The organism is Bailinhaonella thermotolerans (genome assembly GCF_003594875.1).
Taxonomy (GTDB): domain Bacteria; phylum Actinomycetota; class Actinomycetes; order Streptosporangiales; family Streptosporangiaceae; genus Bailinhaonella; species Bailinhaonella thermotolerans.
The window spans coordinates 245,929-268,484 of sequence record NZ_QZEY01000006.1 but is presented as its reverse complement, the minus strand read 5'-3'; the positions used below and the strand labels follow the sequence as shown (position 1 = coordinate 268,484).

Sequence of the window (22,556 nt, the reverse complement as noted above, 5' to 3'; positions counted from 1 at the left end):
CGCAGGTCGGAGCGGCGCAAGTTGCGCCGCAAGAGGTCGGCGCCGCGGGCTGTGGCCGGGCCGGGAGGGGCGCGGAGAAGGTGGGGGAGCCCCCGGGGGCGGGGCGTCCATCCGCTTCACTCTGAGAGGAGTCCCATGCGTCATCGTCCGCTCTCCGCCGCGATCGCCGCCGGAACGCTCGGCGTCACCCTCGTCGCGGCCCCGGCCGGCGCCGCGTTCGCTGGGTCCGCCGCCGGGTCCGCCGCCGGGTCCGCCGCCGGTTCCGTCTCCGGTTCTGTCTCCGGGGCGCGGTCGGCCTCGGCCGCCGACCCGGGCGACCGCTCCGCCGCCGACCCGGCCGGCCGCTCGGCCTCCGACCCGGGGAGCCGGTCCGCGTCCGACCCCGGAAGCCGGTCCGCGTCCGACCCGGGGAGCCGGTCGGGGTCGGACCCGGGCGGGCGTGAGGCCGCGCCCGGGGACCGTTCGGAGACGAACTCCCCGCGCGGGCGGGCCGTGTCCGCGCCGACCCTGGCCCGGTGCGCCGGCGACCGCGTCACCAGGGAGGCCGTGACCGTCTCGGGCCGGACGGCCGCCTACCTGCACCTGTACTACGACTCCCGCACCCGCACCGCCTGCGCCTTCCTGAACTCCACCAACCGCACCTGGGGCACGGCCAAGGGCATGTGGCTCAAGATCAGGCAGTGCGCCGGCAGGCAGAGCGGGCAGTGCCTCCAGCCCGCCGGGGGCCGCGCCTGGCACACGTTCAGCGGCGTCCGGAAGGGGCGCAGCGGCGGAGTGTGGGTCCCGGTGAGCGTCGGCTGCTTCCAGGCTCACGCGAGCGTGCGCCTGGGCGGCGTCGGCTCCGTCTCCACCTCCATCTACTGTCTGCGGTCGCGCGTCTGACCGCGTCCATCCGCGGGGGCGGGGCCCCGTCCGCGTCGAGCGGGCGGGGCCCCTTCCCCGTCACGAGGGCGGGGCCCTTCCCCGTTACGAGGGCTGGCCCGCCGCGTCGTGCGGGCGGGCTTGTCGCGTGGGGCTCGTGTGGGGGTGTCGTGCGGGCCGTTCGGCGGGGTCAGCAGGCCCGGATGGCGTCCATGCGCGCGCCGAAGCGGCCGGGGTCGGTGTACTTGGCGCTCCAGTCGGTGGGCTCCGTCTCGCGCTCCTCGCCCGACTCGGTGTCCCGGAAGCAGGCGCGCGCCGACGCCACGAACGACCCCACGTGGTCGCGCAGGTCCGCGGGCAGCTTCCCGTCGCGGTCCTTCCCCGGCGTCCAGACCCGCATCTCGCCCCGGAACGCCCGCTCCGGCCACAGGCAGATCGCCCCTTCCCGGCAAGCCGGAGGCTTCACCGACGGGGTGGTCGACGGCGGCACCGGGGGCGTCGTCGGCGGCACCGGGCCGGGTCCGGGCCCGGACATCGAACGGCCCAGCAGGACCGCGACCAGCACGATGAGCGGCACGCCCACCCCCGCGACCACCAGCCGCGACCGCGCGAGCCGTACGTGCCAGGGCACGATCACCGGCGTCGGCGCGGTGACCTCCCCCGGCCCTTCCGGCGGCGGGCCGTCCCCGAACGCGGTCTCGGCCGGCCCCGGCCCCGCCGCCCTCCCCGCGCCGGCCGTATCAGCCGTATCAGCCGTATCAGCCGTACCGGTCGTGCCCGGCGCGCTCCCCGCGTCCGCCCTGCCGCCCGCTCCCGCCCTGCCGCCCGCGTCCGGCGTACCGCCCGAGCGTCCCGCGTCCGCCGTACCGGGCGTGTCCGCGGGGTTCTCCTGGCTCGTCGTCTCCGCCGGGCTTCCCGGGCCGGACGCGCCCGGCGGGCCGAGGAGGGCGGCGGCGCGTTTGCGCCAGGAGCGGTCTGCGGCCTCCAGCCGGGCGCGCAGGTCGTCGACGCGGCGGCCGAGGCGTTCCAGCTCGTCCGCGGCGCGGCCGGTCAGGCCCAGCGCGGCGGCGATCGCGCGGGTCTCCCCGGCGCCGGGCAGCTTCTTGCCGGAGGTGAGCTGCCCCCGCCCCTTCATCCACAGCGACACCAGCCCCTGGTTCACGCCCAGGCGGTTCGCCAGAACCTTCTGGGGCTGTCCCTGGAGGCCGATTTGTACGGCTTGCGAGATCTCGTCCAGGACCGCGGCGAGTTCCCGGGCCGTTTCGTCAAAGGACCACCGGGCCACTATCTCCCGGTGGTCCTCGCGCGATCAAGGCTACTGGTCGCCGCCCTGGTCCTGACGGAGCTGACGGCGGGTGGTCTCCCCGGTGTTCCGGTCGGGCACCTCGCGCTCCGCCTGGTCGGGGTCGGCGCCGATCGACTGGCGGGCCGCCTCGCCGCCCGTGCTCTGGTCGCCCAGCGCGCTCCGGGTGCCGGTGCCGCCCATGTCGCCGATGCCCTCGACCTGCCCGCGCGCGTCGCCCTGGTCCTTGGGCGGCTGCTCCCCCTTGTACCGCCGGCCGCGGGCCTCCGGATCGGTGCCGCCCCGCGCGGTCTCGCCGGACAGGTGCTGCACGTGCTCGGCCGCGACCTCCTGGAGCCGCTTGTTCCGATCGTCGCGTTCGCTCATGTGGGTCCTCCCTAGTCCACCCCGTCACCTGCCCACTTTCCGTCCTGCCAGCGGAGACGGCGCCCCATGTCTTGGCAATGCCCGCCCCATGCCCGCCCCGCCGGGACCGCCGCCCGCCCGCCCCGCGCCGGGCCGGGGCGCCGCCGTCGGGAGCCGGGGTACGGCGGCGCGAGCCTCTCCCGGCCGGAGGGCCGGCCTCGTCAGGCGGCGGGGCGATCTCCAGCGCGGCAGTCGGCCGTACGGCGGGCGGCGCAGGGGGCGCGGGCGGCGGGGCGGGCGCGGTGCCCCGCCGTGCCGTACGGCATCAGCGGGACGGCGGGGTGGCGGGAGCGGGGAGAGAAGGGCGCATACCGGTCCGGCCGCTGCCCTCGGGGGTGCATCCTTGGGGGACGGCGATCACGAGGAGATCAGATGTCGCAGGCCCCCGGTGCCCAGCCCGCCCTCAAGCGCACGCCCCTCGACTCGGACGAGAGGGCGCGGGCGGCGGCGAACTTCGTCCCGCTCGTCACCGAGCGGCTGACCGCGGACGGGAGTTTCCGGGTGAGCGCCGACACCCCGGAGCTGATCGACCTCTTCCAGGACGTCGCCCGGCGGGCCGGCGAGGTGCTCGGCCGCCCCGTGACCAGCTACGCCAACGGCCGCTACATGATCATCACGTTCGTCTCGGATCAGGGCCGGGCGCAGCTCCAGGGTTGACCCCGGCTCACCTCAGGTCGAAGAGCGCCTTGCCCCTCACGCGGCGGTCGCGCAGGGCGTCGGCGGCCTCGGCGAAACGCTCCCAGGAGCCGCGCCAGCCGATCTCGGGGGCCAGGACGCCCTCGGCGGTGAGCCGGACGAGTTCGGCCAGGTCGCCGGCCGCGCCGAACTCGTTGACGTAGGACACGAGGGTCTTGGGCGGCCCGACCGTGGCGTACGGCGGGAAGACGGCCGGCTCGCCCGAGGTCCACCCCACGGACTGGAGGCTGCCGCCGGGGGCGAGGAGTCCCCAGGCCGTGACCAGGTGCGATCCGCCGACGGTTTCCACCACGACGTCCACCGGCTCCTTGACGTCGTCCAGGCCCACGACCACCTCGGCGGCGCCGGCCCCGGCCAGGCCCTCGCCGCGCGCGGGGGAGCCGACCGAGGCGATGACGTGCGCCCCCGCGTGGGCGGCCAGCCGTACGGCGTAACGCCCGACGCCTCCGGAGGCGCCGGTCACCAGCACGCGCTTGCCGGGACCGGCCCCGGCGGCCCGCAGCGAGCGGAGCGCGGCCAGGCCGGCCGTGGGCAGGGCGGCGGCCTCGGCGAGCCCGACGCCGTCCGGGACCTCGGCCACCGACGACGCGTCCACGGCCACCCGCTCGGCGAACGCGCCGTCCGCGAACAGCACGACCCGGCTCCCGGCGGCGGGCCCGGAGCCGTCCGCCGCCGCCCGCACCACGATCCCCGCCGCGTCGAGCCCGAGCGGCGCGCCGGCCGGGATCCGCCCGGAGACCGCGTTGTTGAGGTCCGCGTAGTTGAGCGAGGCGTGGGCCACCTCGACGAGCACCTGGCCGGGCCCGGCGACGGGTTCGGGGATCTCCCCGAACCCGATGTTCCCGGGCGCGGACGGATCGACGATGAGGGCGCGCGTGGACATGGCTTCTCCTGTGCGTGGGAGGTTGAACGACAAGTGAGACCTTAACAGATGGTTATAAAAAAGACGATCTGTTTGTCTACTACTTGTCCCTCCTGAAGCCTCGGAGATCCACCGGGATCAGCGGGATCAGCGGGATCAGCGGGATCAGCGGGATCAGCGGGGATCACCGGAGATCAGCGGGAAGCCGCGAGGAGCCTGGCCCCGCGGAGCCTCGGGAAGCCCCAGGGGCTCGCGGGCGCTTCCGGGGTCGCGCGGCCTCACAGGGCCAGGGCGAGGCCGGCCGCCAGGGTGAGCAGGGAGGCGGCGATGAGCAGGGCCCCGGCGCGGGTCAGGAGCAGGCCGGGAGACCTCCCGCCCTCCTCGCCGACGGCCAGGTGCAGGAAGAAGCCGCCCGACTGCGCCAGCACCCCGGCCAGCAACGCGCCCCCGGCCAGCCACTCCAGGGCGGCGGGGAACCCGGCGCGCGGCAGGTGGAGCAGGTAGACGAGGGACAGCACCAGGAGGACGCCGGCGTGCGCGTGCCCGGCGCGGAAGAAGCGCTCGCGGAACGCGCCGAGCCGGCCCCGGTCCGTGGTGACGAAGCGGAGCAGCGCGTGCCCGCCGAACTCCACCGTGACGACCGAGACCAGGGCGACGATCGCCATGATCTTCGGCGCGGCGCTCGCTGACTGTCCCATCGGACCTCCTCACCTCGACGAACGACGCGTCGATGCTCGTGTGACGACCGGCGTGCGTGATCGGCACGCCCGGCGCACGAGATCGTCACATCCGCCGGATTCGGGCGGATAGTGCCCGGTGTCATCGGAGCCGCATGCGTTTCGCATGGCCCGGCGGAGGCCCACGGCGCGTGCGCCGGGCCCGGGTCAGATCCAGTCGGCCTCGGAGGCGATGCGGATGGCGTCGACCCGGTTCCGGGCGCCCAGCTTGGTCGCCGCCGACGCGAGGTAGTTGCGCACGGTCCCGTAGGTGAGGAACAGCCGCTCGGCGATCTCCACGGGCTGGGCGCCGGTCGCCGACATGCGCAGCACCTCGGTCTCGCGCTGGCTCAGCGGGCTCTCCCGCGCCTCCATCGCGGCCAGCGCCAGCGACGGGTGGACGGCGCGCCCGCCGCCCGCGACCGTCCTGATCGCCGCGGCCAGTTCCGCCGGCGGGATGTCCTTGGGGACGAATCCGGCCGCCCGCAGGCCGAACGCCCTGCGCAGCGCCCCCGGCTTGGTCAGCGCCGTCAGCAGGACGACCCGGCAGGAGGGCAGTTCGCGCCCCAGCTCGGCCGCCGCGCTGACCCCGTCCATCCCCGGCAGGTCGATGTCGATCACGGCCACGTCCGGCCGCTCCTCCAGCGCCGCGGGCACGATCTCCGTCCCCGCCGCGACCCCCGCCACGACCTCGATGTCCGGCTCCAGCGAGAGCAGCTCGGCCAGCGCCTCACGCAGGATGTGCATGTCCTCCGCGATCAGGACCCGGATCACGCCGCCCCCGCGCCGCGATCCCGCGGGACCGCCCCGGAGACACCCTCCGCCCGCGAGCCCGACCCGCCACTCACCATGATCGCCACACCGGCGACCCTACCTCCCGGCCCCCGCCCCCGCGGCCTCCGCGCCCGCCCCGGCCGTACGACCTGAGACGGGTCAGGCAGGGGGGATGGCCTGGGGGAAGTCGAAGAGGCGGGCGGGGTCGTAGGCGGACTTGACGCGGCGGAGGCGGGGCAGGTTGGGGCCGTGGTAGGCGCGCTGCCAGTCGCGCAGCTCGGGGTCGGTGTAGTTGACGTAGGCGCGGGGCCCGAGGTGGCGGTCCATGGCGCGGTGGACGGCGCGGAGCCAGGGACGGTCGCCGGGGGAGGAGAGGTACTGCAGGGAGAAGAGCGCCGAGCGGTGGGGGAAGGCGGTCGCCCCGGCGGGCACGCCGGAGACCGCGCCGCCGAGGGCGTCGAGGATGACGCTGCGGCCCCGCCCGTCCACGCGGCGCACGAGGTCGTGTACGGCCGGCGCGGGCAGCGGGCGCGTCGCGAAGTGGGACTTGGCGGTGTAGTCGGCGCGGGGCCAGCGGCCGGACGGGGTGGTGCCGGGCAGGGTCCCGCGGCGGTGGCACTGCTCGACCGTCATCGACGAGCACTCCGCGACGCTCATCATGGTCTCCTGGTAGGACCGCCGCCGGGCGACGCGCCCCGCGGGCTCGGCGCCGACGCGGGCCTCCAGCCGGTCCAGGTGGCGGTCCAGGTCGGCGGCGTCGCCCAGGAACACACCCATGACCTCGATCGTCGGCGGCCCGTAGAGCTGGACGTTCGACCACAGCTCGGCCGGCGCCCCCGGCCCCCACTCCTGCCAGGCCCGCAGCACCGCGGCGGCCCGCCGCCACGGCCACCACACGCGGAACATGGTCACGTCCTGGGTCCGGTGCGCCTGGAACAGGAACGACACCACGACCCCGAAGTTTCCCCCGCCGCCGCCGCGCGAGGCCCAGTACAGGTCCGGATGCCGCCGCGCGTCCGCCGTGACCAGCCGCCCGTCCGCCGTCACGATCCGGACCTCGCGAATGGTGTCGCAGGTCAGCCCGTACTTCCGCGACATCACCCCGATCCCGCCGCCCAGCGCGAGCCCCGCGATGCCCACCGTGGGGCAGGTGCCTCCCGGCACGCTCACGCCGTCCCTCGCGAGGCGGGCGTACATGTCCACCAGCCGCGTCCCGGCCCCCACCTCGGCGAGCCCGGACGCGGCGTCGTACCGCACCCGGTCCAGCGCCGACACGTCGATCACCAGGCCCGGCCCGGTGGACCACCCGGCGTACCCGTGCCCGCCGGACCGCAGGGCCGGAGGTACGGCGTGCCGCCGCGCGAACTCCACGCATTCGCGCACGTCATCGGGGTTGGCGCAGTAAGCGATCCCGGCCGGCCGCCGCCCGTCGAACCGGGGCATGTGCAGCCGCCGCGCCTGCGAGTACGCCGCGTCCCCCGGCCGGATCAACCGACCCTCAAGCCCCCGCTCCAGCGCTCCCCAGGGCACCCCCCGCCCCGTCGGGGCCGCGCGCGGAGCGGGAGAGCCGGGTGTTCCTGAAGCCGTCACCGCGGGCGTGGCCCGCCCCCCGTTCCCGCGTTCCGCGTCCCCGCACCCGCCGAGCGCGGCCGTCCCCGCCACTCCCATGAGAAACCCCCGCCGAGGCACCCTCTCCCCAACGTCCACGCGCCCAACATCCCCGCAAACCCTCCGATCAACCCGCGTAAGGAAAGGAACTACAAAACCCCCACCACCCGGCCACCCTCCCGCGAGCGCCCCCGGCCCGCCGCCCGCACCTCCGCGCGCCCCTGCCCCGGTACGGGTGAACGTCCGCGGAGAGGGAGGGGGGTCACGGCGGCCTCCGATGTGGGCGCAGCGCCCCCACGCCGGTGACCGGCGAGGCCGTCACGGCCCGGGGGAGGCGGCTTCCGGCGGGGAGTCCAAGGTCGGAGGCGGCGCCAGCCGTACGAGGACCCAGGTCGCCCGTCACCCCGCTGGGCGCGCAAGGGGGAGGCCGTCCGCCGAGGCGCGCCAGGGCCCAGGCCCGAGCGGCGGCGGCCTCAGGATCGGCGCGCGCCCTCTTCCGCCGAAGTCCGCCGGATCGCCGCGAGATACGGAAGGTCGTCGTTCTGGACGGCGGGCTTCAGCTCGTCGTAGGGGAGCACGGACCGGTGGCCGGGATCGACGGTGAGCATCCACGCCGCCCACGCGTCATGGACGTCCTCCGCGGTCGTCGCGACGCCTTTGGCCCGCACCAGAACGGCGTATATGAGAAAGAGGGCATCGGCTTCGGCCGGAGGGCGCGCTTCGGCGGGAAGATTCTCGCGGATGCGGTGAGCGATCTTCTCCAAGTAGGTCATCCAACGGTTCTCCCCGCTAAAAGCAGAATGTGCACTGCTATGAACACGAATGGGATAAGACGCTCGCTCACTCCCAGTTCGGCGTAGCGAGTGCGCCAGGACTTCACCGAGCCGCGTTTGAGCGCCGACCACTCGTCGGAGAAGACCTTGACGGGAAGCCGGTCCTCGATCCTGTTGATCACCTCGAACTTGGCCCGGTTCAGGTCGCGGTAGCTCTTGAGCTGCAGCCACCAGGTCGCCGACAGGGCGATGCCGGCCAGAGCCACCGCGATGGACGCCCACATGGACAGGGCGAGCTCAGGCGCCGACAGGCCGAACACGGCGACGAAGGCGGTCTGCACCGACAGGAAGAAGGAGTTGGAGGTCCCTCTCCGAGCTGATACCCGGTCGGCCATCTCCACGGCCAGCTTGTAGAGATCGACGACCTCCGGAGAGGGGCCGGGGACCTTCGGGGAGGGGTCCGGGACCTCCGGAGAGGGGCCGGGGATCTCTGGGGAGGGGCCGGGGATCTCTGGGGAGGGGCCGGGGATCTCTGGGGAGGGGTCCGGGACCTCTGGGGAGGGATCGGGGACCTTCGGGGAGGGGCTGGGCCCGGGATCTGGGCTCATCGTACGGAGCGCCTCCTCAATCTCGTTCCTCCGCCGGCGCGCCGGCTTCTCCGCGGCGGTCTTCCTCGCCTCTCTCACTCCGGCCCGAGTCGCGCTTCGCCCGCAGTGCCGCCTCCAGTTCCTCCTTGAGGCGCTCAAGCTGGGTGTTCCGGGGGATATCGGCGAAGGACGTGCCGAGCTCGGCGAACGGCAGGACGACCGGCGTCCAGTCCGCGTCGAAATGGATCGCCGCGCGCAGGGCCGGTTCCCGGTCGGGGTCGGGAACCGGCGGGAGCTCCCCTGGCAGGAGTACGTCGGCGACGGCGGCCCGCTCGCCGCCGGAGAGGGCCGCGCGGCGTTCGGTGAGGGCTCGGCCCGCGGCCGCCCGGAACGACGCGTATTCCTCGTCGGCTTGCTCGCCCGAGGGGACGAGCAGCACCAGACGGCGGGGCGGCAGCAGCCGTACCGCCTCGGTGAACTGCCAGAGGGTCGCCGGCGCCGTCCCGACCGTGGGCAGGAAGACCAGGTCGGCGTAGGGGAGCGCCCTGGTGAGCACCTCCCTCCAGCCGTCCTCGGGAAGCGGCAGCCGGGCCGGTCCGGTCGGCGGTGCCGTGGGCGGCAGGTGCCCGACCCGGAGCAGCCTCTTGTCGTCGGAGAGCACCACGTTCAGGTCGAGATCCAACGGGCCCGCCCAGGGAGAGAAGGGGAGCGGGTCGCCCGGGTGCGGGCGCAGGTACAGCCTGAAGGGCTCTTGGACCAGGTCCGTGGGGATGCGAGGCCGCAGCAGCCGTTCGTACATCAGCCGGACGTTGCGGCGGAGCCCGATCGCGTGCCGGGCCATCAGGAGGAGGAAGACCGCCACGCTGATCACGAGCTGCTCCGCCGGCAGCCGGTGGAGCAGGCCGAAGGGGAGGGCGCCGGCGGCGCCGAGGCCGAGGACGACGGCGAAGAGGACGACGGAGACCGGGATGGTGAGGAGGTGGTGCAGGGCGCGCGTGGCGAACTGGCGGCTCGTGGTGCCGGAGTGCACGTCGATCCGGTCGACGACCAGGATTCGGCCTCGCACGACGACGCCGCCCACGACGGGGTGGGTCCCGCGCGACACCGTGCTCCTCCGCACGGTGAGAACGCCGCTGAACGGCCGCGGCGCCGGAATGACGTCGCCCGCCTCGTCGAAATGCTCCTTGACGACGGCGAGCCCCAGCCCGCGAGGCCCGGGCCAGCGCACGACGTGCTCCCGGATGAGGCCCCTCGTTCCCGGTCGCGGGGCGGCGGTGCCGGAAGCGGGCCGTGGTTCCCGCTTCGCCGCCTCGGCGAGCCGAGCCGCCTCGGGGAGCCGGACCCCGATCAAAGCGTCGCCCACGATGAACCGGGTGCGTATCAGCGCGATGAGCCCGAAGAACATGGCCAGCGTCAAGCCGGTGAACCGCCAGAGCGGTCCGTCGCGCCAGGCTTCCACCAGCCAGTGCCCTATCCAGGCGAGGAACAGCAGCCCGAGCACCACGAAATGCGGGTGCGGGCGGACGGTCGCGCGCACGGCCTGCCCTGGCAGTCGCCGCTCGAACGCGTCCGCCCAGGGCTTGATCTGATGTCGCTGTGCCCCGCGCCATCGCGCGTACGGCGTGAGGCCGCGTTCGGCGGTGACGTCGAAATGCACGAACCGTGCGGTCCAGTCCTCGGCGAAGGTGACGACGCCGTTGAAGGGAAAGCCCCTCCCCGCCTTCCGCGGCCGTCGCGGCTCCGGCCAGGCGGGCAGGGCGGGCGGCGGCCGAACCGTGATCCCGGACGCCTTCAGTTCGGCGGCCCGGCGGCGGTGGTAATCGGTGGCTCGCGTCCGGAACCGCTCATAGGCGTCCCGTCCCGCGCAGGAGACCAGCACGATCCGCGACGGCGGCAGCAGCCGCAGCGCCTCGGAGTACTCCCACAGGGTCCCTTCGCCGCCGGCCGGGTTCTTCCCGACGGCGGCGACGATCACGACGAGCCGGGCCCGCTGAATGAGGTCGCTGACCTTGTCCTTCCAGACGTCGCCTTCCTTGCCCAGGGGGAAGCGCCCTATTCCTGGGGGCGTGAACGACTTGTCGGGATCGTCGACGGCCCGCACCCAGCCGAATCGCTCGAACACGTGGGCGAGGCGACGCTCCCAGGTGTCCTCCAGGTGCCTGGGATGGCGCACGCTGAACACGCTCGCCAGGGTGGTCGGGAGGTTCACCCCGCCCACCCGGTCGGACTCGAACAAGAGCGCGTCCACGGGAAACGTGCGGAGGAACAGGACGAAGTCCCGGTCTCCCCTCGGGGCTTCCCCCGCGGTGCGTCCCAGGAGGCGGCCGGTCATTCGCTTCCCGAGCCGCCGGTCGGCGCCCGCGACGATGACCAGGTTCGCCAGCGCGAGGGCCACGTACGGGAGCTGGGGCCAAAGAGACGAGCCTTCCTCGATGCTCTTGACCACCAGGGTTGGGACCATTATCAGGAGATAGGCCGTCGAGATCGAGAAGATGACGGTGACGACCCACGACCACCTGTTGTCGGGCTCGTGATCCGGCCCCTGTCGCCCATCCGGGGAAACCGTCACCACATAATCGTCACAGATCATCGCCGCATTGTCCGGAGAACTTTCTCCATGTTCGCCGGACAATGCGGCCTGGTATCTGAGATCGTCGTTTATCGCGGGCGCTTGCTCCGGCCATCCCTGGACCGCGAGCGCCTTTGGACGGCCGCCCGCACCACCGCGCGCCCCTGCCGCCGGTGAGGGTGGAGGTCTGCGGAGAGGGGAGGGGGTTCGCGGCGACCTCCGATGCGGGCGTGGCGCCCCCGCGCCGGTGCCGGGCGAGGCCGTCACGGCCTGGGGAGGCGGCTTCCGGCGGGGGGTCCAAGGTCGGAGGCGGCGCCAGCCGTACGGCGCGTGCGGGGGAGGCGGGGATCGGGGTCAGGGGGCGGGGACGGGCGGGGTGGGGGTGGTCTGGGAGGGGCGGGTCGCGGCGGGGGTGGGGGCGCGGCGGAGGGCTCCGGCGGCGATGCAGGCCAGGGGGACGGCGACCAGTTGGTAGCGGGGGTCGTAGGTGGTGATCACGGGCGGGGCGGTGATGAGGGCCAGGGCGGTGAGGGCGGGGAAGAGCGCGGCGCGGTTGTGGCGGCGGCGCAGGCCACCGGCGAGGGCCGCGACCAGCAGGACGCCGAGCACGGTCCCCGGGAGGAACACGAACCGCTCGTAGACCTGCATGACCTCGGTGAAGGGCGGCGTGAGCCGGGTGTTCGCCGGGCCGTCGCCGTACACCGCCGCCTCCTCGCGCGCGGGCAGGCCGCCCCGGAGGCGCACGGTGCCCGGGAGGGGGCCCTCGACGGGCGGCCAGGAGTACTTGTTGTAGACGTGGGGCCGCCGGGGCTCGGGGTTCCAGACCTGCCAGGCGAAGGTGCGCCGGAGGTCGTGGAAGACCGTGAGCGCGTAGTCGCCCGGCTGCGCGGCGATCGCGTGCAGGGCCAGACCCCGCGCCCTCCGGTCGATCTCCGGGGCCATCCGGTCGGCCGGGTACGCCACCGGATGCCCCGGGACCCGCGTCAGCGGCGAGTCCGGCCCCCACATGTAGTGCGGCGACGACGTCCGCCTCCCCGGGCCCGGGCACAGGACCGCCTCGTCGGCCGGCGGCGAGATCACCCGGCAGTCCGCGAACGGCGCCACCCGTGCCCACAGCCAGACGCCGTTCCCCCCGGTCAGCCCCGCCCTCCCGTGCACGGACGCGAACCAGCCCGCGTAGGCCGCCAGCGGGACCACGGCCGCGACCACCAGCGCCGCGCCCGCCCGGAACGAGTCCCGCCGCAGCACGAGCGCGAGGATCACCAGCGGCCCCAGCGCCAGCCCGATCGACCGCGTGAGCGCCGCCGCCGCCACGAGCCCGCCCGCGACCAGCGCCCGCCGCGCGCTCAGCCGCGGCTCCCACAGGACCACGATCACGGCGAGCGTCGCGGTGAGCGTGAACACGGTGTCGCTGAGCACCGTGTGCTCGAAGAAGATCTGGTAGGCGTCCAGCACCACCGGAGCGGCGAACAGCGCCGCCTTCCCCTGGGAGGCCCCGAAGCGCCGCCGCAGCAGCGCGTAGACGGCCACCCCCAGCGCCGGCCCGGTGAGGTGCTGGAGCAGGATGACCGCCGCGAACCCGGGCAGCGGCCCCAGCGCCCAGAGCAGCAGGGAGTACCCGCTGGGCCGCACGAGGTACGGCTCCGGCCGCAGCGCGACCCCCACGTACTCGAACGCGTCGTCGAACCACACCGCCGGCCAGAACCCCAGCGAGGCCACCACGCGCACCGCGACCCCGAACCCCAGCACCCCCGCCATCGCCGGATGCCGCCGCGCGCCCCCCGCCGCCCGCCGCGCCAACCCCCACGCCGCCAGCAGCCAGCCCCGCATCAGCCCGTCCTCGCCCGCCCGCCGACGCGAAGGCCGAACAGGACATACGCCACGTCTCGCCTAAGACCGAGTGACGCATGCTACGGGACAACCCCGGGCCCCACCCCCCATTTCCCGACATTTCCCGACCCGCCCCCAAGGCTCAGCCGTACGGCCGCCCGGCAACCTCGGTCATAGCCCGCGAAGACCAGGAGCGGCCAACACGCCGGCCCCAGACAGGCGTGCGGACAAGACGCAAAGAGGCGACGGAACAACGAGCGCCAGGTGGGGGGCGAAGATCAGCCCGAGCGGCCGGCGACAAGCCCGGGCGCACCGCCCGAGCCAGACGCCACAGGCCCCCAACCCGAAATCAGCGGCGCGAGAAGGCCCAGAACTACGCTAAGGTTGTACACGCCAGCCCGACGAGGGAGGGCAACGACCGGGACGTAGCGCAGTTTGGCAGCGCACTTGACTGGGGGTCAAGGGGTCGTGGGTTCAAATCCCGCCGTCCCGACTGGTCAGAAGGGGTCTTCCGTGATCACGGAAGACCCCTTTTCGCGTTGAGTGACTAAGCGAGTGACCAACTGCCTCCCTCTCCGGCCGCGCTAGCTCCCTGTCCTGGCTCCCGTCGAAGAGACGACCATGACGGTGGCGCCGGCGAGCAGGACCGGCCGGATCTGCAAGCGGTAGACCGCTTCCGTGACGGCGGTCCCGCTGTGATGTGGTGGGCGGCGGCGGCGACGCTGAGCCGTCCCGCGAGGGCAAGGCAGGATCTCCGCGCCGCCGCCGCCGTCTGGGCCCCGCGGCCGGAGCGCCCGCCCCATCCCCCAAGGAAAGAAGGCAGGCCCGCCCGGCCGCGGGGGGTCAGTGGCCGTTCATGTGGGCGATCATGTGCTGTTCCTGGAGCTCGCGGGCGAAGGTGACCAGGTTCGGTGCGGCCACCTCGGCGCGGAATCCCGCCTGCCGGAGCTGCTCGGGCACCGGGGCGAGCCAGGTCGCGCGGTAGGCGCCGGCGTCGTGGTGGTGCCGCCAGCCGGGGCACGCGGATTTGAGCCACCCCAGGACGTGTACCGTGTAGGCGTCGGCGAGCAGCTTGGCCACCTGCTCGACCTGCTCGGCCGGGTGGGCGTGCCCGTCCCAGATGAGCGCTTCGGTGGTGGCGGTGACCTCCTGGTCGCCGAGCCGCAGCCGCGCGGTGTCGCCGTCGAGGCGGACCGCGGCGGCCTTGACGTACAGCCCGTGCGCGGCGAGCTGCTCTCGCAGTGCGTCCATGAGCGCGGTTGGGGTCATGTGGTCCTCCCGGGGTGGACGCCGGGCCCGGCGATCAGCCAGAGCCGGTTCCCGGCGGCCTTGCGTTCCTGTGCGGCGATCAGCCCGCCGAGTTCGGCCAGGCTCTCGGCGTCCAGCCGCGCGAGGAGCCCGTCGCTCTCCTGCCGCGGGGTGGGGCGGCAGCGCCGCTCAGCGGTCCAGGTCTTGTTCTCGCGCCGGGTGATCTGCCAGCCGGGGTGGAGCGCCGCCATCGCCTCCAGCCGCCGCAGATCCTCGGGCGCGATCGTGAGCTCGGGGTCGTTCCACCAGCGCGTCACGACGCGCTCCGCACGCCCGGCTTCGTCCGCCGATTTCTCGCCGCGAGGGCCTGGCGGCGCTCCTGCTCGCGCAGCTTGTCCGCGAGCCCATCGAGGTCGTCGGCGTCCACCATCCGGTCGCAGCACTCGGCCATCTCGTATCGGGTCAGCTCGCGCCGGAGCGATGCCCACCATCGGCCCGCGTTGCTCTGGAAGGTCATCCAGCCGGGGAACTGGTCGGCGACCTGCTGTGACGTGACCATGACTCCTCCGGGTGAGAGGGGATAGGGGGCGCGGCGGGCAGCCCGCTCGCGGTGGGAACCTGGGGGCCGCTTCGCCGCGCCGCTCAAGGGGAGGCGTCCGCGCGCCGTAGGACATCTCGCAGTGCTTCGATGTCCGGAGCGCGCAGAACGCGATTTTCGTCGTCTCGGTGGATAGCCAGCCAGTCGCCGTGCCCCGCCTCGGTGAGCTCACGTTCGATCACCCAGTCGAGGTGCAGCGCCTGAACTTCCTCCGCGACGCTTGGCCAGCAGCCGCGCTCGCCGCTGTGGTCCGCATCCCGTGGTCGCATTCGCATCTCCCACCTCCGACACAAGGAAGGTAGAAGGCCGTCACACAGCGCGACAGCATCGAGGCGCAGTCCTTCGACTGCGCCTCGACGGGAAGGGCTATGGAACGTAGTCCCTTACTGCTTGACCCTGAGGAAGTCTGCTATCTCGCGCTGCTCGGCCGTGGGCAGCCTGGTCCGCGCGCGCAGGATGTCGTCGGCGATGTCCCGTGCCCGTTGCTGATAGCGCAGCCACTCGGGCGCCTTCGCCTTCAGGGACGCGAGCACCTCTGTGGCTTGGTCGGCGTCGCCCACGTCTACGAGCGCCTGCGCCTTCTCCAACTGGCCCCGGTTCCACGTTGAGGTGCTGGGTCGGCCGATGCCGCGTGGAAGGTTCGCCATGACCTCCAGGGCCCTGCCCGGCTCCCCAGCGATCATCTCCGTCTCGGCCCGCATCAGCGCGACCGATATCGGCCCGAAGGTCTTATGCCCTTCCAGATCTTGCTGCTCGCGCTCCATGCGTGTCCCCGCCGTGTCCGCCAGCGTCAGCAGCTCGCGAGCCTCGGCGGTCCGGTTGTTGCGAACGGCGGCAGCGGCGGCGCGTAGCAGCAGCCAGCCCCAGGCAGACAACTCTCCTGCTGTGGCTTGCGACATGCGCGGCTCGATCTGCTGAGCGGCTTGCACGCACAACCGCTCGACCTCGGCAAATCGGCCTTGCCGCATCATCGCCCACGCCTGGCTGCCCACGCCGGAGGCGGCCAGAGGCATGTCTCCGATCTCCAGCGCATCGCGGACCGACTGCTGGAGCGCGGTGAGGGCCAGGTCATGCGCCCGCACTTGGATCAGGTACCGGCCGGCGAGCCCGAGGAGGTCGCCTCGTAGCCGTACCGCCTGGCGGTGCTCCTCGCCGCCGTCGAACCGGGCCACGTGGTAGCCGGCGGAGCGGATGAGCGCGGGGAGGACCTGCGCGAGGTGGTCGTACTTGTTGCCGTGATATGCCATCGCGATGGCGGAGACCGCGCCAGCGAGCCGGGGCAGGGCGACGTCGTCGCCGTCTGCGGTGCCGTACATCGGGGTGCCCGACAGCCCGACCGGGGGCGCGATCGCGGCCCGCATGTCGGAGAGGAGCGCCACATCTCCTGTCTCGGGGACGGGCTCCGGCGAGCCGGGGGCGACGAACCAGACGGTGGTCACGCCGAGGGTGTTCGCGATCTGCCGGTAGGTCTCCATGCGGGCGCTGCCGCCCTGCTCGATCTTCTTGATGCACTGGACGCTGAGCCCGGCCATCTCCGCCAGGCGTTCCTGCGTGAGTCCCCGGCGGCGGCGAAGTTCGCGGAGTCGGTCGCCCGGCTCGCCTGAGGTGTTAACGTCATGCATAGCCCTGCGCCTCCTGAGACCTCGACAATCTCAGGCTAGGCGCAGGGCTTACTGCATGCGAGGGATATGCGGCAGGGGCCGTCACGGTTTCGACGGCCCCAGGAGGAGATCGGGAAGCTCCGTGAGGCGATCGATACGCCAGTCCGCCGCGCGGGCCGACACCTCGTCGTCCGCCCACAGGTAGCCCCAGGGGCCGCGCCGGATGAGCGCCGTGCGAAGTCCGGCGGCCCGGGCGGCGAGCACGTCGTTGTCGCGGTGGTCGCCCACGTAGACGATCTCCTCCGGCGCCCCCGGCGCCCAGGCGACGAGCCGCTCGAAGAAGGCGGGCTCCGGCTTGGCCGCCGACCACTCTCCCGAGGTCGCCACCGCGTCCACCGGAAGGTCGAGCGCGCGCAACAGCTCCGCAGCCCGAGCGGTCTGGTTTCCGGCGACGCCGACCCACAGCCCGCCCGCACGCAGCGCAGCCAGGGCCGGCCGGACATCGGGATACAGATCCGCCTCGGCGATCCGCTCTCCCCGTCCGGCCGCCTCACGCGCCTGGCGCTCGCGCACGAGGTCCAGGCCGGGACGGATGAGGCGAAGGGCCTCGGCGTTGTCCCGGCCAAGGGCCGTGACGGCGCCGACGAGCGCCGAGACGGTGTGCGGTGGAACGCCGAGCCAGTCGGCCCAGGCGCCCCACTCGCGCGTGTCATCGAGCAGCGTCTCCCCGATGTCGAACACCACGGCCCTGATCACGTCCACACCCTACGGCTGCCGTCGGTTCGTGGTGTAAGGGTCTGCGCGACGCTGGTTTCGGCGATGCGGCGTACGTTCCGGCCCCACCGCTCCTCTCATCCGTGGGCGAGGGCGATCTCCCGCCCGGTCGCCCGCCGGCCGGTGGCTTGCCATCGCTCGACCGCCCAGGCGGCGGCGCGGGCGTACGGCGTCGCGGCCTGGCTCGGCCTCGTGCCGCTCCGGCTCACTGGCGACCGGCTCCGGCGGCGGGGTGCCTTGGCGATCAGGGAGCCGGTCCTTGGCTGGACGCGTTCGGGGTCGGTGGGGATGGTCAGGGTTTGGCTTGGAAGCACTTGGTGGTGGCCGTGATCAGGCTTTCGCCGTTCTTGAAGGCGCGTTCGAGGCACTGGGCGAGGGTCATGGGGTCGGGCTCGGCGCTGGCGGGTACGGCGGTCGCGGCTCCGCCGGCCAGGAGTGCCCCGGTCGCCACCAGTACGGCCGTGGCCCGCCGGAGCGGGCGCTTGTGATCGGACATGAGACCTCCTCGTGGTCGCGGCCCGCGGGGTGGGGGCCGGAGCGGGATGGGACCCGCCTCGGCTCCCCGGGCCGCCGCGGCGGGAACGGACCGCCGCCTCTGCGGGATGCTGGGCCGGGTATAGCCCTTGACCTGGCACTATCCGTTCTCGGGGCGGCAAACCGCGGGCAGGGGCATTCGTTCCCGGTGACCCACGCGCGACCGTGATCCGTTCCCTCCTCCCTCCCGTGACCTCGCGACCGGGGCGCAGCGGATGGGCCGCGGCGGGGCCACGGGATCAGGGGAGGGCGGGCGGGTCGGGCCTCAGGCGGCGGGTTCGGGAGCTCGTGCGGAGGCCGGGTCCGCGGGCCGGGGAGGCCGGGTGTCCGTGCGGCGCAGGGTGAGGAGGCTGACGGGGATGCCGAGCGCCACGATCGCCGCGGCGATGATCAGGGCGAACTGGTAACCGTCGAGGAAGGCGGGCAGGCCGGGCACGGGGAAGGCGCTCTGCCTCGCGCTGACGATCGCGCCGAGGACGGTCACCCCGAGGAGGCCGAAGATCTCGCGGGACACGTTCAGCACCCCGGCGGCGGCGCCCGCGCGGTCCTGGGGGAGGGCGCCGACGATGGTGTTGGTCACGGGGATCAGGAGACCGGCGCCCAGGCCGTACACCAGGAACCAGGGGAGCAGGTCGCCGTAGCCCGCGGTCGCGCCGGCGAAGGAGATCGCGAAGATCGAGACCGCCATCAGGGCGACCCCGGCGGCGACGACGCCGGCCGTGCCGTACCGGCGGGCCAGGGCGGGGGCGGCGACGGCGACCCCCGCCATGACCACCGCCATCGGGACGAACGCGGCGCCGGCCTGGATCGGGGTGAAGCCGAGCACGTTCTGCACGTAGATCGCGGTGAAGAAGTAGATGCCGAAGACGCCGAACGACCACAGGCCCATGGTGAGGGTGCCGCCCCCGAACGCCCGCCGGCGGAACAGCGACAGGTCGATCATCGGGTCGGCGGTCCGGCGCTCGGCCAGCGCGAACGCGACCGCGGCCACGGCGGCCACCGCGAACGCGCCCAGGATCTCTGGCGAGGTCCAGCCACGGGTCCCGCCCTCGATGAGCGCGTACGTCAGGGACGCCAGGGCGGCCGAGGAGGTCAGCATGCCGGGCAGGTCCAGGCGGCGGCGGACCCGGCGGGCGGGGGCGGGGAGCACGCGCGCGGCCAGCGCGAGGGTGGCGACCCCGATCGGCACGTTGATCAGGAAGATCCAGCCCCAGTGCAGGTTCTCGCTGATCAGGCCACCGGCGAACGGCCCCAGCGCCATCGCCAGTGCGCCCGTCGCGCCCCAGATCCCGACGGCGGTCGCGCGTTCGCGCGGATCGGGGAAGATCGCGGGAAGCTGCGAGAGCGCGGTCGGGGTGAGCATCGCGGCGCCGACGCCCTGCAGCGCACGCGCGGCGATCAGCCAGCCCGCGTCGCCCGCGAGCCCGGCCGCCAGCGAGGCCAGCGTGAACACCCCGAGCCCGGCCATGAAGACCAGGCGCGCCCCGAACAGGTCGGCCAGGCGTCCGCCGGTGAGCAGCAACGCGGCGAAGACCAGGACGTATCCGCTCACGATCCACTCCAGGCCCCCGAGGGTGAGCCCCAGGTCCCGCTGGATCGTCGGGAGGGCGACGTTGACGATGTTGTTGTCCAGATACGAGACGAACGTCCCGAGTGAGACGGCCAGCAATCCCAGCCACTTGCGCTGCATGACACCCCTCTACGACGTACTTGTACGATGTATATGTACGTCGCATAGGAGAACATGTACGACGTATAGTTGGCAAGTGGCCGCAGAGAAGCTGACCCGAGAGACCGTCGTGGAGCGGGCGCTGGACCTCGCCGACCGCGAGGGCCTGGACGCCGTCACGATCCGCCGGCTCGCCGGTGAACTGGGCGTGACCCCGATGGCGCTCTACTGGCACGTCAAGAACAAGGACGAGCTGCTGCTGGCCATGGCCGACCACGCCATCGACCTCGTCGCCGCCCGGTCACGCCCCGGCGAGCCCTGGGACGTCCGCCTGCGCGCCATGGTCGAGGCGCTGGTGGACGCCATGCGGCGGTACCCCTGCCTGCCCGTTCTGCTCGGCCACGTCGACAAGACCCGCGCCGAGTCCTTCCGGCGGGCCACCGACACCGCGCTCGACGTGCTCGCCGAGGCCGGATTCACCCTGGCCGAGGGCTACCTCATCGCCAGTCATCTCCTGGTCGGCGTCGCCGAGCTGGTCAAGAACATCCCGGCGGTGCCGGCCGGCATGACGGACGCCGAGGCCGCCGAATGCGCCCGCCAGGCCCGCCTCCGCCTGGAGATGCTCCCCGCCGACCGCTACCCGAACCTCGTGGCCTACGCCCCCGCGCTCACCGCGCCCCCCGACCCCGACGCCTACCTCGCCTTCGGCCTGGACCTCCTCCTGTCCGGCGTCGAGGCCCAGGCCGCCCGCCTCGCCGACCCCGCCCAGCCCCGCTACGGCACCACCCCCTGACCCCTCCCGTACGGCTCCGCCACCCCGGGCCCGTGGCGTACGGCGCTCGCCGGCCCAGGAGCGTGGCGTACGGCTCGCCACGCGAGATCACGGGAGGGGGGCGCGCGAGGGGGGCGCGGGTGGGGGCGCCGGGAGGCGGATCCGGAGGGTGGTGCCCTTTCCGGGGGCGGTGTCGATCTCGGCGGCGCCGCCGTGGGCCTCGGTGACGGCGGCGACGATGGCCAGGCCCAGGCCGGAGCCCTCCGGGCGGGCGGCGCCGCCGGCCGGGGCGGTCCGGGCGCGGGAGGGGTCCGCGCGGTAGAAGCGCTCGAAGACCCGTGCCGCCCGCTCCTCGTCCAGGCCGGGCCCGTCGTCCGCCACCTCGATGACGGCCTGGCCGCCGTCCCGGCTCACCCGCACCCGCGCCTCGGTGCCCTCCGGCGTGTGGTGGCGGACGTTGGCCAGCAGGTTCGCGACGACCTGGCGCAGGCGGTCGGCGTCCCCGCGGACGACCACGGGCCCGCCCGGGGCCGTCTCCAGGTACACCAGGTGGGCCGGGCCGAGCACGCGGGCGTCGTCCACGGCCTCGGCCGCCAGCGCCGTCAGGTCCACCGGCTCGCTGAGCAGCGGCAGGCCCTGGTCCAGCCGGGCCAGCAGGAGCAGTTCCTCGACCAGCGAGCCCATCCGGCGGGCCTCGGCCTCGATCCTGGCCATCGCCCGCGCGAGGTCGTCCGGACGGCTCGCCGCGCCCCGGCGGAACAGCTCCGCGTACCCCCGGATCGCCGCCACCGGAGTGCGCAGCTCGTGCGAGGCGTCGGCCACGAAGCGCCGCAGCCGCGCCTCGGCCCGCCGCCGCTCGCCGAAGGCGGACTCGATCTGCCCGAGCATCGCGTTCAGCGCCGCGCCCAGCCGCCCCACCTCGGTGCGCGGACCGGCCTCCGGCACGCGGCGGGACAGGTCGCCGCCGCCGATGGCCGCCGCCGTGTCGGCGATCGCGGCCAGCGGGCGCAGGCCCCGCCGTACGGCGTGCCACGAGAGCAGCGTCACCGCGAGCAGGGCGGCCGCGGCCGAGGTGGCCGCCACCACGGCGGTGCGGGAGATCAGCTCGTCGGCCCCGGCGGTGCGCATGCCCACGATCAGCAGGCCGTCGGGGAGGCGGGACGTGTGCAGCAGCCAGCCGGGCGTCCGGCTGAGCACGCCCCCGCGCGGGCCGCCCCCGGAGGGCGGCGGGAGGACGCGCGGCAGCCCGGGCGCGGCCCCGAAGCCGGCCGTCTCCCTGACCCGGCCGTCCGGGGTCCGGATCTGGAAGAACGAGGGGACGTCGGCGCGCTCGGCCGCCGCCGCCCAGACGGCCGTCAGCGGCCCGGCCGCCGGGATCGCGAGCGGTTCGCCGGGCCGCGCGGCGAGGTGGCCGCGGAGCCGGAGCGCCGCCGCCTCCAGGACCTCGTCGCTCTGGTCGCCCCGCCAGTCCTGGAGCGCCCCGAACGTGGCGCCCACGGAGACCGCCATCCCCAGGGCGAGCAGCCCGGCGAGCACCAGGACCAGCCGGGCGCGCAGGGTCACGCGGTCTCCGCCTTCCGGGGCTCCGCGTCCCGGACCCGGATCACGTAGCCGACCCGCGGGACGGTGTGGATCAGCGCCGGCTCGTACGCGTCGATCTTGCGGCGGAGGTAGGAGATGTACGTCTGGACGACGGCGTCGCTGCCGCCGAAGTCGTACTCCCAGACGTGCTCCAGGATCTGCCGCTTGGTCAGCACCCGGCCCGCGTGCGCCACCAGGAGGCGCAGCAGCTTGAACTCGGTCGGCGTCAGGTCCACCACCGTGCCGTGGCGGCGCACCTCGTGCGCCTCGTCGTCGATCTCCAGGTCGGCGAAGGTCAGCTTGGTGCGCCGCGCGGGGTGCGCGGTCCGGCGCAGCACCGCCCGCACGCGCAGGATCAGCTCCTCCAGGCTGAACGGCTTGGTGAGGTAGTCGTCCCCGCCGATCGCCAGCCCGGCGATCCGGTCCTCGGTGGAGTCCCGGGCGGTCAGGAAGATCACCGGGGCCTCGCATCCGCCGTGCCGCAGCCTGCGGGTGGTGTCGAACCCCGACCCGTCCGGCAGCATCACGTCCATCACGATCAGGTCCGGGCGGAACTCCGCCACCCGCGCGAGGGCGGCGGCCCCCGTCCCCGCCACCGCCGTCCGGAACCCCTCGTAGCGCAGGGCGGTGGCGACGAGGTCGGCGAGGTAGCTCTCGTCGTCGACGACCAGGACACGAAGCGTCGTAGAGGTCACGGAGCCAGTGTGACCCGGTTCGGGAGGGTTCGGGGGAGCCGCCGGGCGATTGACAGAGATCTCTAAGAACGGTCACCGGGCGGCCGAAGAACGGCCTGGT

The 22,556-nt window shown here is 74.0% G+C and carries 23 protein-coding genes and 1 tRNA gene; 4 read left to right on the top strand and 20 right to left on the bottom strand.

Annotated elements, in window-relative coordinates:
* Positions 1-135: 135 nt before the first annotated feature.
* Entirely contained in the window at positions 136-882 is a 747-nt protein-coding gene (locus tag D5H75_RS18900; RefSeq protein ID WP_119927789.1) for a hypothetical protein, read from the top strand.
* A gap of 169 nt (positions 883-1,051) precedes the next feature.
* Here the strand turns inward: D5H75_RS18900 and D5H75_RS18895 are convergent, their stop codons facing one another.
* Complete coding sequence (locus tag D5H75_RS18895; RefSeq protein ID WP_119927788.1) at positions 1,052-2,146, bottom strand: hypothetical protein; 1,095 nt, start codon at positions 2,144-2,146, stop codon at positions 1,052-1,054.
* A gap of 30 nt (positions 2,147-2,176) precedes the next feature.
* Entirely contained in the window at positions 2,177-2,530 is a 354-nt protein-coding gene (locus D5H75_RS18890) for a hypothetical protein (protein ID WP_119927787.1), read from the bottom strand.
* 411 nt (positions 2,531-2,941) lie between these two features.
* Here D5H75_RS18890 and D5H75_RS18885 point away from each other — a divergent pair, with 411 nt between their 5' ends.
* Positions 2,942-3,226 (top strand): hypothetical protein, encoded by a 285-nt coding sequence (locus D5H75_RS18885; protein WP_119927786.1) that lies wholly within the window; start codon positions 2,942-2,944, stop codon positions 3,224-3,226.
* Between the two features lie 7 nt (positions 3,227-3,233).
* Here D5H75_RS18885 and D5H75_RS18880 read toward each other — a convergent pair whose 3' ends face one another.
* The 8 genes from D5H75_RS18880 to D5H75_RS18845 all read right to left on the bottom strand — a co-directional run bounded on the left by D5H75_RS18880 (position 3,234) and on the right by D5H75_RS18845 (position 12,984).
* The gene (locus tag D5H75_RS18880) at positions 3,234-4,148 is read right to left on the bottom strand and encodes a zinc-binding dehydrogenase (RefSeq protein ID WP_119927785.1); all 915 of its coding nucleotides are present in this window, start codon (positions 4,146-4,148) and stop codon (positions 3,234-3,236) included.
* Between the two features lie 257 nt (positions 4,149-4,405).
* Positions 4,406-4,825: a hypothetical protein gene (locus D5H75_RS18875; protein WP_119927784.1), complete on the bottom strand. Its 420-nt coding sequence runs from the start codon at positions 4,823-4,825 to the stop codon at positions 4,406-4,408.
* Between the two features lie 186 nt (positions 4,826-5,011).
* Positions 5,012-5,617: a response regulator transcription factor gene (locus D5H75_RS18870; RefSeq protein ID WP_119927783.1), complete on the bottom strand. Its 606-nt coding sequence runs from the start codon at positions 5,615-5,617 to the stop codon at positions 5,012-5,014.
* A 159-nt stretch (positions 5,618-5,776) separates the two neighbouring features.
* Positions 5,777-7,108: an FAD-binding oxidoreductase gene (locus D5H75_RS18865; RefSeq protein ID WP_202638292.1), complete on the bottom strand. Its 1,332-nt coding sequence runs from the start codon at positions 7,106-7,108 to the stop codon at positions 5,777-5,779.
* A 590-nt stretch (positions 7,109-7,698) separates the two neighbouring features.
* Positions 7,699-7,998 carry a DUF7701 domain-containing protein gene (locus tag D5H75_RS18860; protein ID WP_119927781.1) on the bottom strand — a complete coding sequence of 100 codons (300 nt, stop codon included), beginning with the start codon at positions 7,996-7,998 and terminating at the stop codon, positions 7,699-7,701.
* A complete protein-coding gene (locus D5H75_RS18855; protein ID WP_202638291.1) occupies positions 7,995-8,606 on the bottom strand; it encodes a RipA family octameric membrane protein in 612 nt (203 codons plus the stop codon). The genes D5H75_RS18860 and D5H75_RS18855 overlap by 4 nt, the downstream gene beginning before the upstream one ends.
* 16 nt (positions 8,607-8,622) lie before the next feature.
* Complete coding sequence (locus tag D5H75_RS18850; RefSeq protein WP_147425210.1) at positions 8,623-11,046, bottom strand: hypothetical protein; 2,424 nt, start codon at positions 11,044-11,046, stop codon at positions 8,623-8,625.
* A gap of 462 nt (positions 11,047-11,508) precedes the next feature.
* Positions 11,509-12,984, bottom strand: coding sequence for a hypothetical protein (locus D5H75_RS18845; RefSeq protein WP_119927779.1), 1,476 nt, complete (start codon positions 12,982-12,984; stop codon positions 11,509-11,511).
* A gap of 419 nt (positions 12,985-13,403) precedes the next feature.
* On the opposite strand from D5H75_RS18845, the gene D5H75_RS18840 reads away from it, so the two are divergent.
* Positions 13,404-13,477, top strand: a tRNA-Pro gene (locus D5H75_RS18840).
* 350 nt (positions 13,478-13,827) lie between these two features.
* On the opposite strand, the gene D5H75_RS18830 is transcribed toward D5H75_RS18840, so the two are convergent.
* The 8 genes from D5H75_RS18830 to D5H75_RS18795 form a co-directional block, all read right to left on the bottom strand.
* Positions 13,828-14,253, bottom strand: coding sequence for a hypothetical protein (locus D5H75_RS18830; protein WP_147425209.1), 426 nt, complete (start codon positions 14,251-14,253; stop codon positions 13,828-13,830).
* Positions 14,250-14,549 (bottom strand): hypothetical protein, encoded by a 300-nt coding sequence (locus D5H75_RS18825; RefSeq protein WP_119927776.1) that lies wholly within the window; start codon positions 14,547-14,549, stop codon positions 14,250-14,252. The genes D5H75_RS18830 and D5H75_RS18825 overlap by 4 nt, the downstream gene beginning before the upstream one ends.
* Complete coding sequence (locus D5H75_RS18820) at positions 14,546-14,791, bottom strand: hypothetical protein (RefSeq protein ID WP_119927775.1); 246 nt, start codon at positions 14,789-14,791, stop codon at positions 14,546-14,548. The genes D5H75_RS18825 and D5H75_RS18820 overlap by 4 nt, the downstream gene beginning before the upstream one ends.
* A gap of 83 nt (positions 14,792-14,874) precedes the next feature.
* Positions 14,875-15,099: a hypothetical protein gene (locus D5H75_RS18815; protein ID WP_119927774.1), complete on the bottom strand. Its 225-nt coding sequence runs from the start codon at positions 15,097-15,099 to the stop codon at positions 14,875-14,877.
* A 114-nt stretch (positions 15,100-15,213) separates the two neighbouring features.
* Entirely contained in the window at positions 15,214-16,452 is a 1,239-nt protein-coding gene (locus D5H75_RS18810; protein ID WP_119927773.1) for a helix-turn-helix domain-containing protein, read from the bottom strand.
* Between the two features lie 81 nt (positions 16,453-16,533).
* Complete coding sequence (locus D5H75_RS18805; protein WP_119927875.1) at positions 16,534-17,187, bottom strand: HAD family hydrolase; 654 nt, start codon at positions 17,185-17,187, stop codon at positions 16,534-16,536.
* A 310-nt stretch (positions 17,188-17,497) separates the two neighbouring features.
* A complete protein-coding gene (locus D5H75_RS18800; RefSeq protein ID WP_119927772.1) occupies positions 17,498-17,701 on the bottom strand; it encodes a hypothetical protein in 204 nt (67 codons plus the stop codon).
* Positions 17,702-18,004: 303 nt separating this feature from the next.
* Positions 18,005-19,429, bottom strand: a complete 1,425-nt coding sequence (locus D5H75_RS18795) for a DHA2 family efflux MFS transporter permease subunit (protein ID WP_119927771.1) — start codon at positions 19,427-19,429, stop codon at positions 18,005-18,007.
* Positions 19,430-19,505: 76 nt separating this feature from the next.
* Between D5H75_RS18795 and D5H75_RS44160 the strand changes: the two genes are divergently transcribed.
* Entirely contained in the window at positions 19,506-20,201 is a 696-nt protein-coding gene (locus D5H75_RS44160; protein ID WP_277949954.1) for a TetR family transcriptional regulator, read from the top strand.
* Between the two features lie 87 nt (positions 20,202-20,288).
* Here D5H75_RS44160 and D5H75_RS18785 read toward each other — a convergent pair whose 3' ends face one another.
* Positions 20,289-21,743 (bottom strand): HAMP domain-containing sensor histidine kinase, encoded by a 1,455-nt coding sequence (locus tag D5H75_RS18785; protein WP_202638290.1) that lies wholly within the window; start codon positions 21,741-21,743, stop codon positions 20,289-20,291.
* Positions 21,740-22,456, bottom strand: coding sequence for a response regulator transcription factor (locus D5H75_RS18780; RefSeq protein WP_119927769.1), 717 nt, complete (start codon positions 22,454-22,456; stop codon positions 21,740-21,742). The genes D5H75_RS18785 and D5H75_RS18780 overlap by 4 nt, the downstream gene beginning before the upstream one ends.
* Positions 22,457-22,556: the final 100 nt, after the last annotated feature.

What these genes read in the sequence shown, in the direction of transcription:
- D5H75_RS18860 (WP_119927781.1), bottom strand. Translation starts at nt 7,998, where the DNA reads ATGACCTACTTGGAGAAGATCGCTCACCGCATCCGCGAGAATCTTCCC.
- D5H75_RS18820 (WP_119927775.1), bottom strand. Translation starts at nt 14,791, where the DNA reads ATGGTCACGTCACAGCAGGTCGCCGACCAGTTCCCCGGCTGGATGACC.
- D5H75_RS18795 (WP_119927771.1), bottom strand. Translation starts at nt 19,429, where the DNA reads ATGCAGCGCAAGTGGCTGGGATTGCTGGCCGTCTCACTCGGGACGTTC.
- D5H75_RS18875 (WP_119927784.1), bottom strand. Translation starts at nt 4,825, where the DNA reads ATGGGACAGTCAGCGAGCGCCGCGCCGAAGATCATGGCGATCGTCGCC.
- D5H75_RS18845 (WP_119927779.1), bottom strand. Translation starts at nt 12,984, where the DNA reads ATGCGGGGCTGGCTGCTGGCGGCGTGGGGGTTGGCGCGGCGGGCGGCG.
- D5H75_RS18900 (WP_119927789.1), top strand. Translation starts at nt 136, where the DNA reads ATGCGTCATCGTCCGCTCTCCGCCGCGATCGCCGCCGGAACGCTCGGC.
- D5H75_RS18815 (WP_119927774.1), bottom strand. Translation starts at nt 15,099, where the DNA reads ATGCGACCACGGGATGCGGACCACAGCGGCGAGCGCGGCTGCTGGCCA.
- D5H75_RS18800 (WP_119927772.1), bottom strand. Translation starts at nt 17,701, where the DNA reads ATGTCCGATCACAAGCGCCCGCTCCGGCGGGCCACGGCCGTACTGGTG.
- D5H75_RS18890 (WP_119927787.1), bottom strand. Translation starts at nt 2,530, where the DNA reads ATGAGCGAACGCGACGATCGGAACAAGCGGCTCCAGGAGGTCGCGGCC.
- D5H75_RS18810 (WP_119927773.1), bottom strand. Translation starts at nt 16,452, where the DNA reads ATGCATGACGTTAACACCTCAGGCGAGCCGGGCGACCGACTCCGCGAA.
- D5H75_RS18880 (WP_119927785.1), bottom strand. Translation starts at nt 4,148, where the DNA reads ATGTCCACGCGCGCCCTCATCGTCGATCCGTCCGCGCCCGGGAACATC.
- D5H75_RS18830 (WP_147425209.1), bottom strand. Translation starts at nt 14,253, where the DNA reads ATGACCCCAACCGCGCTCATGGACGCACTGCGAGAGCAGCTCGCCGCG.
- D5H75_RS18850 (WP_147425210.1), bottom strand. Translation starts at nt 11,046, where the DNA reads ATGGTCCCAACCCTGGTGGTCAAGAGCATCGAGGAAGGCTCGTCTCTT.
- D5H75_RS18885 (WP_119927786.1), top strand. Translation starts at nt 2,942, where the DNA reads ATGTCGCAGGCCCCCGGTGCCCAGCCCGCCCTCAAGCGCACGCCCCTC.
- D5H75_RS18855 (WP_202638291.1), bottom strand. Translation starts at nt 8,606, where the DNA reads ATGAGCCCAGATCCCGGGCCCAGCCCCTCCCCGAAGGTCCCCGATCCC.